Source organism: Mucilaginibacter endophyticus (genome assembly GCF_003351025.1).
Classification (GTDB): Bacteria; Bacteroidota; Bacteroidia; order Sphingobacteriales; family Sphingobacteriaceae; genus Mucilaginibacter; species Mucilaginibacter endophyticus.
This window is the reverse complement of sequence record NZ_QPCG01000008.1, coordinates 205053-221651: the sequence shown is the minus strand read 5'-3', so window position 1 is coordinate 221651 and position 16599 is coordinate 205053. Positions and strand designations below refer to the sequence as shown.

Below are 16599 nucleotides of genomic sequence, written 5' to 3'. Positions count from 1 at the left end.
GCTTTGATGATCTCATGCTTCTGTTTTGCACTGAAAAACTTACTTGGTCGCTGTTTCGATTTAAATCTTTTCTCTTCCATGTTTTGTCCTGGTTAGGTGTAAACCTATTTCAGGACAAGACACCTCCGCTTTCGCGAAGCGACCACCGCTTTTCTTCCTGATTTGCGATGCAAATCATTACCAGTGCAGCCATTGGCTTCACCGGGTTCATATAGCTGGATATCTGACTATACTTATATCGGAATAACCAGTTATTCCGATATGCGGTTATCCGTATAGCCCGGTATACAGCTATGCCGATATAAAATACCGGGCTACACTTCCCAACCGGCAGGCCAGTAAACCTGGCTGCCGAGCTTGGGATGATATGACGGCTGATAACGGATGTAACCATATTCGTCAAGTTCTTTGATACACTTGTGATATGTTGCAATAGATGCTATCCGGCTAAAAGCCATCAGCGTCTTTCTGGTGACAGAAAACGGGCTTTTAAAACCAGCGCGCTGCCATTGGACGAATAATGCGCTGAACAGGCTGACGTGTGTCGTATTCAGCCGCCCGTCCATGCTCATACGTTTGAGCAGCTTACTATAACCGGCGAGTTCACTAACCGCAATTTTAGGATTACTCATTGCCGTCCTCCTTCAAGTAGCTTGTTAATGTCTTCGAGTTTGTAATACATGATGCTGCCGATGCGGGTATAAGTCAATGTCNTCCTCCTTCAAGTAGCTTGTTAATGTCTTCGAGTTTGTAATACATGATGCTGCCGATGCGGGTATAAGTCAATGTCCCGTTGATGCGCAGGTTCTGTAAGGTGCCTGGTGATATTTTGAGCAGCTTTCTTACTTCGTTACTTTTGAGCCATTTTTTGGACTGGCCCTGGCCATCCAGTTGAACCAGTTTTTTGATTTCCGTTAACAGTTCGCTTTTAAACTCATTCAGATCTCCTTTAGTGATCAGTTCACTTGCTTGCATAATCGCCTCCTTCGTTAAATCATTACTAAATACTTGTACCACCTATACCAGGTACGAAGCAAAAGTGTGGGCAAAGCGATGTTATTCATTACCATAGGCCAAGATATGGTAATGGCACACAAAGCATAGTGCTGAAAAAGAGCGCACTGAATAGTTTAAAGGCAATTGCTAACGTTTGCCTGCAAAAGAAAATTGCAACTAAAATCCGTTCTTAACCTGCCCGGCGTTTTGCCGGAGTGATGTTGAAGTGCTGGTTTTCGGAGGGGACAGCAGACGACCTGCCGCTCGGGTTACCTGCATCGCGCGGGTAGTAGCGCCGCACACGGTCTAATTTGATCGGTTCCCCGTCTTCCTGAAAGTACCGGCAGATCAGTTTGGCCCACGTGATAGGCATTTGCGAAAACACGAGTTCCTTATCGCCTATTTTTAGTGCCTCGATCTTCTTAAAAATGTCAACTACTGTGAGGAAATGACCGCTGGCAATATTGATCGGGTAGTCGGTATCCAACTTCTCTGCTTCTCTGCGCTCATCCATCAGACGTTGCAATTGTTCTTTGAGTATTTTGATTTGGCCTTCTTTCTCTGCGATGATCTCAACCTGCGTACGGCCAAGGTTCCATTCGTCGATACTTTGAAGATATTCTGCAAAACGGTTAAGGTGAAACTTATTCCGGAAGTTGGAGGCATGACTTGAAGTATACCTCTCTTTATGTCTTAACTGTGCAATGGCATCCTGTATGACTTCCCACACATACCTGAAGAACTCTTGCGGGCTTGCATCATGGTACTCGGAAAGGAAAAATTGCAGGTGATATTTATACAGTTCATCGAATTGTTGCTCACTCTTTCGATAAAGCAGGTTAAGAAAGTGGTTGTCCTCTACTTTTTTATTCCAAAAGAATGGACGGCCGATATCGTTGGATTCTTTATTAAAATCGAACGGTTCACGATGTTTGAAGTATTGTTCTCGCATAAGTTGAACTTTAACCTAAAGTTAATAATTTAAGTAAAATTCACATTTCGAAAACGGAAGGATATCGAAGTATCTTAAATATTAAGTTAGAAGCCATTTTTCGGGGAGCATAAACTACCTTAAGCAGGTCGGAATGTGATGCCAGATAATGGGTGTCTATGTTCAAACTTATAAGAAAATCGTTAGGTTGCTTCGCGATACTTGGAATACAATAATCCCGGATTGATTCAAGTAACCTGAGCAAATGGGATAACGTGCCAGCGCTAAGACTTTTTTATGGAAATCATGCGGTGTATTCCATTCCGCTAAATCAATATTTGAAATTGAGTAAAAAACATCAAATGATATCATTCGAAGTTTTTTTGTTTTCGGGCGACACAAAATTATTCATTTATCTAAATTGCAGCTTATTTCTTTATTTGATCCGTGAATGACGGTGAAACTTTTTAATATCAATAATAACGCTATAAAATATCTCGTCGCCTTAATGGTGTTCAATTGCTCGGTTACACGTGCGCAGATAGACTTAAAAAACACGCTACCCGATCTTACCGTTAGATATGCCAGGTCCTCCACCATTCAAACTCGGATCAAGCTCGCCTTAACAATCAGCAATTTTTATCTGAGTAATAAAGCATCCACCAAAGAAAATCTTGATTCATCGTTTATTTATACGAAAACCGCTGAAAACTTAAGCAGATCCATCAATTACAACCAGGGAGTGGAAGACGCGGAATTGCTTCAGATCCGGATGTTGCTGCTTCAAAAGCGGTTTGCCGAAGCACAGGAAATGGCAAATAAAGCTAAAGGCGGTTTATACTGTCGTCTTCACATTGCTATAGGAATATTTTTTCTGGAGAAAGGTGGCGAAGAGAAGGCCGACCTTGATATTGCTGATACCAATATAACCGCAGCCCAAAATTACGCCCGCAGCCATCATATGCCGGTACTTTCACTTTACGCTTTAATTTATCGGTATCCGCTTCAAATGGAGCAATACCTGCCTGCTGCTACTTACGATAAAACTTTCGCGCAAATTATAAGTGCCAGCAGAAAATACAGGAGGAAAGACATCGAAGCAAAAGCCTGGTCTTTAAAGGCTTTTAACGAAGGCAATGACAGCTTAGCCCGTTTTTATTTAAAAAAAGCTGTTGGTTATGCATTCGCCGCGAAAGACACCGGGCTCGCAGTCGGCGAATTGAAAGAAATAGCCAACTATGATTTCAGAGCGGGCAGGTTAGATACCGCAGAAAGGCAGTTAAAAAATGTATTGAAAATGTACACAGCAGCCGGCTTTAAAAACCTACAATATACTTACGACCTGCTTTCGGCAGTTTACATGGCTAAACTAAACTTTGAAGCGGCTATGCGCAGCAGCCTGACAGCAGTTAAATACGCAGATACCACAGGTACCGATTATAAACTTAACTATATTCAGTTCAGGCTGGCTAATATATGCCATGACCTCGGATTGAAAAAAGAAAGTGTAAAATGGAGCCGGTTATGCTTGGACAATACTATCAAATTAGAAAAACGGTTTCCTTACCTTGTTTTCAGAGACATAGCAACTGAAATGATCATCGATGGAAAAGCGTTGCTTGTGTTGAAGCTTGTTGAAAATGCGTTTAAAAGGTATCCTGATGAAAAGCAAAATCAGGTTTTCATACCACTGATTCGTGGCGACTGCTATGTGGCGTTACATAAACCGGCTCTTGCCGAACAAAACTACCTTGAGGCCATTTCGTTATTTAAAGCGACGAACAGGTATGATTCCTATTATAATCTCGCCTGCAAAAATATCGCCGAATTTTATGTTGGACAAAGAAATTACAACAAAGCAGTACCTTATTTAGAGAACATATTAAAAAAGCCAAACCCGGCCTTTTCTATAATCAACATAGCTGCATGTCATCAACTTCAATTTAAAGTCGACTCTGCGAACGGCAAATATCTTACGGCAATCAAACACTTCGAAGCGGCGAAAGCTATTACTGATTCTATCTTCAATAAAGTACGGCTAAAACAATCAGAACTATTGCATCTTCAATTTGAGACTGCCCAACGCGATCATGAAAATCTGGTATTAAGAAATAAAAACACCTTACAGCAAAGTGAACTGGACAAAGAGGCGCTGAACCGTAAATTCATAGTAGTTGCGCTTTTTAGCTCCCTTTTGCTAACCGGCCTTATGATTTACCTTTACCGTGCGAAACAGAAAAATAACCGGGTGTTGCAGCAACGGCAAAATGAGATCAATGAACAAAACGATCAGCTTAATGAGCTACTTCGCGAAAAGGAATGGCTGATGAAGGAAATTCACCACAGGGTTAAAAACAACCTCCAGATTATTTCCAGCCTGTTAAATACGCAATCGTCCTACCTGGAAAATGAGCAGGCCTTAACAGCCATCAGGGATAGCCAAAACAGGATGCAGGCAATATCTATAGTACATCAAAAACTCTACAAATCCGATGACCTGTCAACCATCCACCTGGGGAAATACATTACAGAACTCGCCGACAGCATCCAGGGATCGTTTGAAACGGGGCACCGGATTCAATTTGAATTTAAACTGGCACACCTGCAACTAACCACAGCAGATACCGTACCGCTGGGATTGATTTTGAACGAGGCGATTACAAACAGCGTTAAATATGCTTTTAACACTGAAGAGCCTGGTGTAATTTCGATATCATTGACAGAAATTCATGATGGGTACATCGAATTGCTGATAAGGGATAACGGTAAAGGCTTACCTGAGGATTTTGACGTGTATAATTGTACTTCGTTAGGGATTAATTTAATGATCGGGCTTACAGAGCAACTCGGCGGGAAATTCAACTTGAAATCACAACAAGGGGTGACGGTAAGCGTGCAATTCCGCCCCCAGCTTTCAGAAGCCGGGCGCTGATCAATATGCTTACAGGTGAGTAGTATTGGATGTTGTTCCTGATCTATTTAACATACTCATACTTTATTCCCAATCGTTTGATTTTAGAATTAAGGGTTGTTGAAGGAATATTAAGCATTTCTGCAGCGCCGCCTTCTCCAAAAATCTTCCCTTTACAAATTTTCAGTATTTCAAGAATATGTTCCCGCTCCATCTCTTCCATTGTCCTTACACGATAGCCTTCTTTTGTCGGCACTGAAGTTACGGCGTTAACTTTAGGGATATCGATGATGTCGATGCTATTACCTGTTGCCATAAGTAAACTACGCTCAATTAAATGTTCAAGTTCCCTGATGTTTCCGGGCCAATCGTAATTTAACAAGGTTTGCATCGCATCTTCACTGATACCTGAAACAATCTTGCCTGATCTTTTGGCAAAACGATCTAAAAAGTGATTTGCCAGCATTGGGATGTCTTCTTTTCGTTGCCTTAATGGGGGTAATTCGATCGGGAACACGTTGAGCCTGTAATACAAATCCAGCCTGAACCGCCCTTCGGCTACCTCTTTCTCCAGGTTTCGGTTTGTGGCTGTTATAATCCGTACGTTCACTTTTTTGGTATAATTCCCTCCCAGTCGCTCAATTTCCTTTTCCTGTAAAACGCGTAATAGCTTAACCTGCGCTTCCAGTGGCAATTCGCCTATCTCATCCAGAAATATGGTACCTCCATCCGCCTGCTCAAATTTGCCGGTTCGCTTTTCGGTTGCGCCGGTAAATGCCCCTCTTTCATGCCCAAATAATTCTGATTCTATCAGGTTGATGGGAAGGGCAGCGCAGTTCACAGTCACCATAGGTTTGTTTTTTCTTGGCGACAGTTTATGGATGGTTTGTGCTATTCTTTCCTTGCCTGTGCCGCTTTCCCCTGCAACTAAAACAGACGTTTCGTCAGGCGCAACAATGTTAATTTTATGGAATACCGCCTTAAGCAGCGGACTTTCGCCAATAATTCCATTGAAATTTTGAGACGCGACCGGCAGGCTTAGCGGTAACGGAGGAGATGCTCTTAAGGTGCGGACCGGTTTTACTTCCGCGTCCTTTTTAAGGATAATATCGGTAACTAATTGTTTCAGCGCTATGGCGTTTTTTTTAAGCAAATCAAGTTGCAGCTTATTATAACGCTCCTGGCTGGTGCTTAAAAACAAAAACTTGTATACAGAGCCATCATCTGAAAGCACATCATAACATAAGGCAGATTGATATTGATAATGATCGCTCAGGACTTTCAGCCATAAGTTGTCCATTTTCAGACGCCTGAACTCAAAATTATTGTAAAACTGATTTTTTGTATCTACAGGCGAGGGCTTCCATGACCGGTAATCCCTTTGCGTAATACCTGTTATCTCCAGCAGTTCGTTAAGCGTTTGCACCTGGAATATATTCAGGGTGTTTTTCACGAGGTAAACCTGCTCTTGTTCGGCCGATGGGTCATTTTTGCTGATTTGTAAACAATCAAATGTTACCACCCCCTGCAAAATATCTGCCACCTGCTTCAGCTTTTCGTTCCTGTTATCGGCTTTTGAAGCAATCATAGTCACTTGATCCTTCAGGGATGACATTCGCGACTGGCTAAATTTCCTGCTCTGCTCGTGCTTGTAAAGAGCAATATCGAGCATCACCAATAAATCTTTTTCCCTGAATGGTTTAACCAGGAAACCATAAGGTTCTGTGGCTTTCGCCGCCTCCAGTATAGCCTGATTAGTGTTAGCCGATATGTAAATGAATGGAATCCCCATCTCGCTCAATTGACCGGCCAGATCGATGCCTGTTTTACTGCCTTGCAAAAATATATCGAGAAGAACCCAGTCTGGGTTTTTAGCCTTGATCAGTTCTGTAGCCTTAGCAACAGATGGCGCTATGCCGCAAACCTGATACCCCGCCTTTTGAAGCATGATCCTCAAATCGTTCGCTACTATAAACTCATCCTCAACAATTAAAATCTGCTCTTTCATTTGCTTTATCATGCCCGATAAACGATCAGGCTATTTTATTTTCTAAGTTATTAATTTCAGGCGTAATGGTGATGCAGGCCTTTGAGCCATTATATTTTCAGTAAAAAGCACCATCCTGCTGTAGGCTTAAACTTGGTTTTAGGTTCATCCGGGCAATTGGTAACATAGGGGTAAATGTTACCTGGCAAGCCCGCACTATCAATTTATCAAGTAAGATGCCATCGCTTAACCACCTGTTAATCTTAAGTTTAAACTGGCGTCAGGCTCAAAACCATGGCGAAATTTCGTGAATTTGCGATTGCTGATTTTTAATTAAAGGCCATTAAGGCAACAGCCTCTAATTATACATGATTAAACCGCGGTAACCGGTTCGTTTTTACCTGCGACGAAATAGCAAAAGATTATGCCTGCTCCGGGCAAAACAATTACCATGAGACCGAAGCTTTTAGCCAGTACAGCGCCGGCAAGGCACCCCGCCAGGAAACCACCGATGGTTATACATTGCTTTTTTAAACTTTCCATCGATACCAGATCTTTAAAAACGGAGCCGGCAGATTTACCAAGATCAAGCGATAGCTGGGTTACATTGCCCGTCATCATAGTTGTTGGCCCGAACGTTTCTTTAGCATATAATTTACCGAACGCGTTTTGCAGCCCCATAGCAAATACCACTAACATGACAACCAGGTAGGTTTCCCAGGTTAGCCCGGCAGTATGCACAAAAAGTTGGGAAATTAAACCGCACAGCAAAAGCACCAGCCCTTCGGCCAGTAGTATTTTATAATGATTTACAGATCTTGCAGCAATTTGTCCGCCAACGATGACCGAGATCATGAATACCGGAAATGTTAGCAACTTGATCCAGGCCTGGGCATCCGACCCTTTAATAATTTGATAAGCAAATACGATAAAGTTACCGGTTACATGCGCGGAAAAAATAGAACCGGCAGATACAAAGGTCACCGTATCGCAATAACCTGCCACGGCGGATAATATGAGTGTGACAAACCAGATGTTATGTTGATTTTCCATGTCGTTTTATTTTAAATGGGATCTTAGCATCCAGGCCATTTTCTCGTGCGTTTCCATCAGGCCGGTTACATAATCGCTGGTGCCGAGGTCTTTCAGATCGTTGGCGAAAACATTAATGTATTCCCTTAAACGGATAATAACGCTCTCATGATCGTTCAGTAACTCAGTAATAAAGCCAGCTCCATCATTTTTGCTGTGCAATACTTCAGACAGGTGAGTTAATTCCAGGAAGCTTTTTAAAGTAGCCGGAGCATAATGGCCAAGCGAACGGATCCGCTCTGCTACACTGTCCATAATCTCGTCCAGTTGTTCATACTGGTTTTCAAAAAACAGGTGTTTGGTATGAAAGTCCGGCCCTTCAACGTTCCAGTGCGCGTTGCGGGTTTTAGTGTAAAGTATGTATTCGTCGGCCAGGATGCTGTTTAAGGCATGGGCCACTTTGGCCAGGTTATCTGCCGATATTCCGATTTTTGGTTCCATGGTTTACGTATTTAAATATTAAAAAAATGATTAAAAATTAACTGATCAAATGAAATGCTGCCTGGGCCTGTTGCCAGCAACAATAAAAAGCAAATGGTGTATACGTAGGGTACATCCCTCACCTCTATCGAATCGTGCCGATGCACCACAAAATAGCCAACTGCCGTTACGCCAATAGTTGGTAATACGGCAACGCGGGTACATAAACCCAATATTACCATCAGCGGTACCACGGTATCTGATAGCATAGCCACCAGGTTATTGATAGGTTGCGGCAATCCTAAGGGGTTAGGCACAACCTCGGGCTTACCATCGTTCCCCTTAAACTTTTTCATGCCATGCACCCTGAAAAGTTCAACAGCCAGTAATATCCGAAACGCGAACATGGCCCAGTTCGCTACCGGCGTACCCAAATCTGAGTAAAGCAGGTTTTTAATTATATCATTCATAAAAATAGCTCAATTAAAATGCAAAACATGAGCAGCCCAGTGCGCCCCAAAATGCCGTGTAATCGTTTACGGGCAAATTACTCATGCGGGCCTGGTTATGATCATGCCCATGTACCGAACAACTGCCCATACAACTGTGTACCGCGTTGGCTATTTGCTGCTGCATCAATGCATTATCGGCCTTGCGTTTTTCGGCCTGCGCCTGGCGGGTATTGGCCGGGGCTAAATGGTTGCTACCGGGGAAATAACCGTTATAAATTTTAGTGGGCGACCAATCCGGCAAAATTGGGATTGGCGGCGGGTTGTGTGATGAGAAAGCTCCTTTAGCGTAAACCACTTTACCACCCAAAACGGTCATATCCGCTTCTATAGCTTTGATCTGTTCTTCATCAACGGTGAAAAAATCACGGTCAAGCACGGCGAAATCGGCTAATTGTCCAACTTTTATCGCGCCTTTTTTCTGCTGCTCGTTCGAGAACCAGGCGCTTCCTTTGGTGTAAAGTTCCAAAGCGGTTTCCCGGCTTAACCTGCCAGCCTCATCATAAATAGTTGTGCCACCAATTGTTTTGCCCGATGTTAACCAGTACAGCGCCAGCCATGGGTTATAGCTCGATACCCTTGTGGCATCGGTACCGCCTCCTACCGGTACGCCCATCTCCAGCATTTTTTTAACTGGCGGGGTTTGCAAGGCGGCTTTTTCGCCATATCGGTTAGCGAAATATTCGCCCTGGAAAGCCATCCTATCCTGTATGGCTATACCGCCGCCCAATGCCTTAACACGTTCAATATTTTTCTCGTGAATGGTTTCGGCATGGTCAAATATCCAGGGCAGGCCGTTGAAAGGGATCTCACGGTTCACTTTTTCAAAAACGTTTAAAAACCGGGTGATGCTTTCGTTATAAGTGGCATGTAACCTGAAAGGCCAGCGGTTTTCAATCAATAGGCGCACAACGCGTTCCAGTTCATTTTCCATTTGTTCGGGCAATTCGTGGCGGGGTTGTACAAAATCCTCAAAATCAGCAGCGGAGAATACCAGCATTTCGCCAGCACCATTGTGCCTGAACATGTCGTCGCCCTGGTAAAGTTTTACGGTTTTTGTCCAGCTTTCAAAATCTTCCAGTTCTTGTTTAGGGCGTTGGGTAAACAGGTTGTAAGCAATCCTTACGGTGAGTTTACCTTCATTATTCAGTTCATCAATTACCCGGTAATCATCAGGAAAGTTCTGGTAGCCGCCACCCGCGTCAATTACGCTGGTGATACCGAAACGGTTCATTTCGCGCATGTAATGACGGGTGGAGTTTACCTGGTGCTCGTACGATAGCTTAGGGCCTTTAGCCAGCGTAGCATACAAAATCAGGGCGTTCGGCGTTGCAAGGATAAGCCCGGTCGGTTCGCCTTTCGAGTTTCGTTCAATGTGCCCTCCCGGTGGCGCTGGGGTATCTTTGGTATAGCCAACCGCTTTCAGCGCGGCACGGTTTAAAAACGCCCTGTCATATAGGTGCATGATAAACACCGGTGTATCCGGCGAAAGCTCATTGATCTCGGCCAGGGTTGGCAAACGTTTCTCGGCAAACTGAAATTCCGACCAGCCCCCTATCACCCTCACCCATTGCGGCGATGGTGTACGGTCAACCTGTTCTTTCAGCATCCGCAATGCATCGGCCAATGAAGGCACACCATCCCAACGTAGCTCGAGGTTGTAATTCAACCCGCCCCTTATCAGGTGTGTGTGCGAATCATTGATACCCGGTATCACTGTTTGCTTTTGCAGGTCGATGGTGGTAGTACCCTCTCCTGCGTATTTCAACACTTCGGCATCATCGCCAACGGCAACAAATTTACCATCTTGTACAGCCACCGCCGTTGTAGAAGGCTGTTCAGCGTCAACGGTATGGATTTTACCGTTAAACAATACCATATCAGCTTTTTTCATATCGGTAATTATTGTTTAGTTGCCAGGTACGCCTTGATAGCCTCGCCCGATGGCGCGAAGAACGCCTGACCAGCCAAAAGGGTGACTTTAGTTAATGGTTTATGGGTTGATAGCTTTTTGCTCACCAAATACTCCTCGGTTTCATAAGCCTCGAGCGCGCCTTTAACCACATTAACCGCCACCGGGCCTGTTGGCGAATCAATACCTGCGTCTTTCAAATCGCTTGCATGCGAGTAGCTGCTTACGCCAAGTTTCAAAGCTTCGCGCATACCTACCCGGCCTACGTTGGTCATCAGGTCGGGCGTGAATTGGTTGCGGTCGCCGAGGCCTATCAGTAATAATTTCTGAGCCGGGATACTACCTTTGGGCGGCGTAATCAGTAAAGTTTCGAGGGCATGGCCGGCAAATTTTCCACTTTTACGCAAATCGGTAATCAGGCCATTCAAAGCTTCGTCAACATGCAGCAAGCCGTTTGCAGCAGCGGGTAAAGCCTGCGGGCTGGTCATGTCGCCTTCGGTATATTCAAAAACACATACTATTTGTAAAGGAGTTGGCTGCGCCGATGGGCTTTGCACTTTGCCCTCGATAGCTATACCATCAGCCTTACCTAAAATTGCCGATGTATTTACCGCGGCCAGCTGAGGCGAAGCGTTTTGCGCCAAAACGCCCGAACTTAAACCGATAAATAACAGAGAAGATAATACTGTTGCCTTAAGACGGCCTTGCCAGATCCCGTTGGCGGGTGTAGATGATTTGAACATGATGTTTTTATTATTAGGTATTAAAATTTAAACGTGAATTGCATGTTGTAAAACCAGGAGTTAGCCGTGGGCTTAACTACATCCTGAATAAAAGCCCCTGTGCGGAAATATTGCGCGCCGCTGCTCAGCGTAAAAAATTTACTGAACTTATACTCGGCGCTGGCCAGGTATGTTGTGCCGATATACTTTTGGGTTGAGCCCGCGCCCGGCAGGTTAAAATTACCGCTTGGCCTGTACAAGCCGTCTTGCGTGGAGTAGCGCCAGTTAAACACAACATCGGCTTGCAGGTCAAGGCGGTTAAATATATTATAGGTAGCGTAGGGATGCAGATCAATGAGGTTGGCCGGGCCAATAAGCGGATTAAACCCAAAGTAGCCGCCGCGCGGATAAAGCGGATTGAACGTTTGCAGGTTCCCATCCCCTTTTTTGGCATCGCCGGATATATAATCGTTCCGGAGGTTGATGCTTGGCATACCTTTTATTTTATCAAACACGTAGCCAAAATCGATAGCGAGAGTCCAGGCGTTGATATTGCCTTTACCAAAACTGCCAAACTGGTATGCACCCTCCAGGTTGTAAATAAAGCCGCCGCCGTTTTTCCAGTAGCGGGTTGCAACGGTATGCCGGGTTTCGTTGGCTACACCTTCTTCAAAGCGTTTATTATCGTTTTTTACGCCGAGGTAGTAAAAATCAAAATTGCCTCCCTTTGGGATGATGATACATGAATATGCACCCCAAAGATTTACCTCGTGCGTAGGCTTGTTATCAAATATGCCGGGGTTAACGTTATAGGCCATCATAGCAAAGCCATCCAGTACAATATTTTTAGCCCTGTACATAGCTTTAGCACCCGTAAAATATAACCTTACGTTGGTGCCTTCGCGTACCGAGATCAGCCTGCCGGTGCCGTAATTAAGTTCCTGTCTGCCCGCTCTTACCGAAAAGCTTCGATCATTTTTTTGCCAGACTTTTAATTCGGCAAACAGGTTTTGAATGTTGAGCTTATCCTCATCAACAGGGGCCGCGCCGTATTTGCTTCCGTTTTCGAGCCCGCTGTTTATTTGGGCGAATACCCGGAAATGGCTACCCATTTGTAGGTTGGTATTTAGCGAATAGCGTTGTAAAAAGCTATAATTATACCCCTGACCGGCTATCCAGTTCTCATCAATTTTTGAGGCGTACTCGTAACGGATCTCGCCGCCGATAGAAAGGTAAACGCTGCGGTTTGCTGATAATCCTAAGTATTTGATTTTATTATAAGCGTTATTAGTAGTATCCGTTTTTAACGCGCTGTAATCCTCATCAAAACGCATCAGCTTAAACGACTGCGCCATAGCAATGCGGCTATTTAATAATGAAAGAATAAGAAGCGGTAAAATTATTTTTTTCACTTTGTTTTAGATAGGTAGATGAATAGGATTTACAGAAACCGCAACGTTAATTTTAGTGTGCCAGCATGCGGTGCGCATACTGAATACCAATACCATAAGCGCCGCCGTGTTTCTTCATCAAATCGGTAACGGCTATGTAGGTTTCCTGGCGTGCCCAATCGCGTTGCAACTCCAGCAGGTATTGGATAGATGTTACAGGTTTAACGCCGGTATGGATCATCCGCTGAATGGCGCGCTCGTGTGCTTCGGTGCTTACATCGCCGCAGGCATCGGTAATAACATAAACTTCGTAGCCTTCGGTAAGCGCAGATAATGCCGGGCCAACAATGCAAACGCCTGTCCACAAACCGGCCAAAACAATTTTCTTTTTGCCCGTTCCGGTGATGGCTTTGTAAGCGGCTTCATCTTCCCAGGTATTCATAGAAGTACGGTCGATATAGTTTGAAGTGGCTTGCGGGTAGTACTCCTCAATTTCAGGAAATACCGGGCCGCTGAATGATTCTTCGGCAACGGTGGTAACGATAGTGGCAACATTGAAAATTTTTGATGCGCCCGAGATGATTGCCGTGTTGGTACGGAGCTCGCTTAAAGCGATGCTTTTGGTAGCGAAGCCCATTTGGCCTTCAAAATCGATCAGAACCAATACGTGGTTGTCAGGAGTTAATAAGTCTGGTGATGGTTTCATAAAATAAAGTTTTGCAAACATTTATTCATGAACGATGCCATTAGAATAAAAATTTGAAAATCAGCACATTACAAAAATCACCACCGCCAAAAAATGATGACATATCGTAATTTTACGACTTTCCTGAAATTTGCACTATCCCCAAATTATTTGTTATGTAATAAAAACATATTTCCCGGGCAGGAAAAAGCAAATAAATTCGCCATATTTGAAATACTACCATCTTCATTATATATACTACACGAGGTATCATTTTTGAAACACGCTATAATATGCATGGCACAATCGAATCTACTTTTTCGCGAATAAACAAGCGATCCGCTTTAAATACCCCTGCTGCCCTTAAACCCGGACCTATACTTGATAGCGCTCTTGGCTTGTCCGAGCTTTTGGGTATTATCTTCAGTAGGCTCCATCCGCTTTTTTCAATAAATTGCGGGGCGCTGTTGATCTATGATGAAGATTTAACGATAATCAGGGAAGCTTTCATTTCTACTGTGGGAAACGAAACGGATGAGCCCTGCACCGAACTGATCAATCAGCCTTATGAACTCAGTCCGCTGCAAAAGCTCGTGGCCGGATTTTCCTTCCCTGTAATCAAATCGAAGGAGGAGTGGATGGAGGAAGAGAGCCAAAACCACACTCTTTTAAACGGAGAATCGGGATATGAGTACCATTGTTATATACCGCTTGAGGTGGAGAATAAAATTTTAGGGACGCTTGAATTGCACAATAACGTCCGCGAGTTTAGCGCCGAATGCCTTACTTTTTGCAGCAGCATTGCCGATCTGCTTGCTGATATCGTTTTTTTCACGCAGCAATCTCCAGTTCAAAGCGAAATAGCATATCTAACGGAAAAACTTAATCAACAGGATAATAACGTAACCTCTGAAGGGTTTGCTTCGCAGCTATCCGGGTTAAACCAACAATTAGCCCTGATAAACGAAGCGCACACACTTGAAGATTTTTTAAACAAAGTGACCGGATTGCTACAGGCGGCTAATCCAAAATTGAGCCTCCAACTGGAGGAGTTGCTTGCTTTTAAAGTGAAACATGAAAATGAAAGCGTATACATAGCCAACCAGCAACCAAATTCCGGGAATTATCCGCAGATTATTGGCGCGGGGCCGAAAATGAACAGAGTTTTCGCGTTGATGGACCAGGTGGTTACATCTGACTCGACCGTTTTGATTACCGGCGAAACCGGAACAGGCAAAGAACTGATAGCAAAAACCATACATGCCGCATCAGCAAGGAAAAACAAGCCCATGATCAGCGTAAACTGTGCCGCCATACCTACCAACCTGATGGAAAGCGAGCTGTTCGGGCATGAAAAAGGCTCATTTACCGGGGCCACCGAGCAACGGATAGGTAAATTTGAGCTGGCCAATAACGGAACACTTTTTCTTGACGAGATTGGCGAACTGCCTTTAGAATTACAGGTAAAGTTACTGAGGGCTTTGCAGGAAAAAGAGATAGAAAGGGTTGGCGGTAAGGGCACTGTAAAAACAGATGTAAGGATTATTTCTGCAACAAACAGGGATTTAATTGCTGAAGTTGAACGGGGGCGTTTTAGAAGAGATTTATATTACCGGCTGCATGTGTTTCCAATCGATCTGCCGCCGTTAAGAGAGCGCACTGAAGATATTCCGCTGTTGGCAAACTATTTTTTAAAAAGGTTTAGCAAGCAAAAAATCGGTTTCTCGAAAAAGGCTATCAAACAAATGCTCCATTACAACTGGCCCGGCAATATACGCGAAATGGAACACCTGATAGAACGGCAGATCTTATTGAGCAACGGCCCTATTATCAACGAGATGAATCTTCCGTCAACCGTTAAAACCATGGTTGATGGTGCCGGCGCCAAACAGCAGATTAAAACTATCGAAGAAAATGAGCGAGATCATATTTTCGCTGTACTTCAATTATGCAAGGGTAGGGTTTCGGGAGAACATGGTGCAGCTAAATTATTGGGCGTACCGGCTACAACGCTCAACTCCAAAATAAAAAAACTGGGATTGAATAAACAGCATTTTTAGCGTCCATCCGTTCCTGGCAATCGTAAATTAACGGAATGCCGTAATAGCCTTGGTTTGGTAAAAAATCCAAAATATTAATTATCAGCATTTTAGCCAAAGGCATGTTTGTAGATTATCCCCTGCCAGATAATCAAAACATGAAAACAAACTTTACAATCAAAATGATAGCCGCTGCAGCAGTGGCCATTTTAGTATCAACAGTTATTCCTACACAAACAAAGGCGCAATCCGCACCGATTAAAAATATTGTAATTGTGCATGGCGCATTCGCCGATGCTTCCGGCTGGGAAGCGGTTTACAAAATATTGGTGAAAGACGGATACAAAGTTACCCTTATACAAAACCCCACAAGTTCGCTGGCAGATGATGTAGCAGCAACAAATTTTGCCCTTGAACGCCAGGACGGGCCGGTGGTTTTAGTGGGTCACTCCTGGGGAGGTACGGTAATTACAGAGGCCGGCAATGCGGATAATGTAAAAAGCCTGGTTTATGTAGCCGCCTTTATACCGGCTGCAGGCGAATCTACGCTTGATCTGGTTCAAACGGTTAAAGAACAGCCCAAAGGGATCCTGCCTCCCGATGCCAGGGGAAATGTTTACCTGGGTAAAGCAACCTTTCAGGAAACGTTTGCCAATGGGCAGACTAAAGAAAAATCAGACTTTATGTATGATTCACAGATTCCGCTTACCGTTAAAGCATTTACCGACAAGGTAACTACGGCTGCATGGAAAAACAAACCTGTTTATGCCATAAAACCATCAAACGACGAAACTATTAACATGGGCCTTGAAGATACCATGTACAAACGCGCCAACGCGAAGGTTACCATGGTAAACGGCGGCCACACGCTATTCATGACCCAGCCCAAAGCCATTGCCGCGGTTATTGAAGCGGCAGCTAATGGAAAATAAAATCACTCCTGCCTTAAAGCGCACGTGCGCTAAACAATTATATAAAAAATCTCTTCCCGGTAAGCCTGCAGG

Annotated in this window: 14 protein-coding genes; 3 read left to right on the top strand and 11 right to left on the bottom strand. The window is 44.1% G+C overall.

Annotated features, from left to right (window positions below; genetic code table 11):
- Nucleotides 1–314: 314 nt before the first annotated feature.
- The 3 genes from DUL71_RS27230 to DUL71_RS27215 all read right to left on the bottom strand — a co-directional run bounded on the left by DUL71_RS27230 (nt 315) and on the right by DUL71_RS27215 (nt 1948).
- A complete protein-coding gene (locus tag DUL71_RS27230; RefSeq protein WP_244228847.1) occupies nt 315–566 on the bottom strand; it encodes a hypothetical protein in 252 nt (83 codons plus the stop codon).
- 139 nt (nt 567–705) lie between these two features.
- Nucleotides 706–975, bottom strand: coding sequence for a helix-turn-helix domain-containing protein (locus tag DUL71_RS27220; protein WP_114940985.1), 270 nt, complete (start codon nt 973–975; stop codon nt 706–708).
- Between the two features lie 211 nt (nt 976–1186).
- On the bottom strand, nt 1187–1948 hold the full coding sequence (locus DUL71_RS27215; RefSeq protein WP_114940984.1) for a hypothetical protein: 762 nt from the start codon (nt 1946–1948) through the stop codon (nt 1187–1189).
- Nucleotides 1949–2378: 430 nt separating this feature from the next.
- Here DUL71_RS27215 and DUL71_RS27205 point away from each other — a divergent pair, with 430 nt between their 5' ends.
- Complete coding sequence (locus DUL71_RS27205) at nt 2379–4859, top strand: sensor histidine kinase (protein ID WP_114940982.1); 2481 nt, start codon at nt 2379–2381, stop codon at nt 4857–4859.
- A gap of 43 nt (nt 4860–4902) precedes the next feature.
- On the opposite strand, the gene DUL71_RS27200 is transcribed toward DUL71_RS27205, so the two are convergent.
- The 8 genes from DUL71_RS27200 to DUL71_RS27165 all read right to left on the bottom strand — a co-directional run bounded on the left by DUL71_RS27200 (nt 4903) and on the right by DUL71_RS27165 (nt 13577).
- Nucleotides 4903–6846 carry a sigma 54-interacting response regulator gene (locus DUL71_RS27200; protein WP_114941000.1) on the bottom strand — a complete coding sequence of 648 codons (1944 nt, stop codon included), beginning with the start codon at nt 6844–6846 and terminating at the stop codon, nt 4903–4905.
- 351 nt (nt 6847–7197) lie between these two features.
- Nucleotides 7198–7878: a YoaK family protein gene (locus tag DUL71_RS27195; protein ID WP_114940981.1), complete on the bottom strand. Its 681-nt coding sequence runs from the start codon at nt 7876–7878 to the stop codon at nt 7198–7200.
- A gap of 6 nt (nt 7879–7884) precedes the next feature.
- On the bottom strand, nt 7885–8358 hold the full coding sequence (locus tag DUL71_RS27190; RefSeq protein WP_114940980.1) for a Dps family protein: 474 nt from the start codon (nt 8356–8358) through the stop codon (nt 7885–7887).
- Nucleotides 8359–8369: 11 nt separating this feature from the next.
- Nucleotides 8370–8807, bottom strand: a complete 438-nt coding sequence (locus DUL71_RS27185; RefSeq protein WP_114940979.1) for a DoxX family protein — start codon at nt 8805–8807, stop codon at nt 8370–8372.
- 13 nt (nt 8808–8820) lie between these two features.
- On the bottom strand, nt 8821–10740 hold the full coding sequence (locus DUL71_RS27180) for an amidohydrolase (protein ID WP_114940978.1): 1920 nt from the start codon (nt 10738–10740) through the stop codon (nt 8821–8823).
- A gap of 8 nt (nt 10741–10748) precedes the next feature.
- Nucleotides 10749–11501 (bottom strand): M17 family peptidase N-terminal domain-containing protein, encoded by a 753-nt coding sequence (locus DUL71_RS27175; RefSeq protein WP_114940977.1) that lies wholly within the window; start codon nt 11499–11501, stop codon nt 10749–10751.
- Nucleotides 11502–11521: 20 nt separating this feature from the next.
- Nucleotides 11522–12892 (bottom strand): alginate export family protein, encoded by a 1371-nt coding sequence (locus DUL71_RS27170; protein ID WP_208645661.1) that lies wholly within the window; start codon nt 12890–12892, stop codon nt 11522–11524.
- A 52-nt stretch (nt 12893–12944) separates the two neighbouring features.
- Entirely contained in the window at nt 12945–13577 is a 633-nt protein-coding gene (locus DUL71_RS27165) for a hydrolase (RefSeq protein WP_114940999.1), read from the bottom strand.
- 497 nt (nt 13578–14074) lie between these two features.
- Here DUL71_RS27165 and DUL71_RS27160 point away from each other — a divergent pair, with 497 nt between their 5' ends.
- Both DUL71_RS27160 and DUL71_RS27155 read left to right on the top strand, forming a co-directional pair.
- The gene (locus tag DUL71_RS27160; RefSeq protein ID WP_244228846.1) at nt 14075–15616 is read left to right on the top strand and encodes a sigma-54 interaction domain-containing protein; all 1542 of its coding nucleotides are present in this window, start codon (nt 14075–14077) and stop codon (nt 15614–15616) included.
- A gap of 137 nt (nt 15617–15753) precedes the next feature.
- A complete protein-coding gene (locus DUL71_RS27155) occupies nt 15754–16527 on the top strand; it encodes an alpha/beta hydrolase (protein ID WP_114940997.1) in 774 nt (257 codons plus the stop codon).
- The last annotated feature ends 72 nt before the right edge of the window (nt 16528–16599 follow it).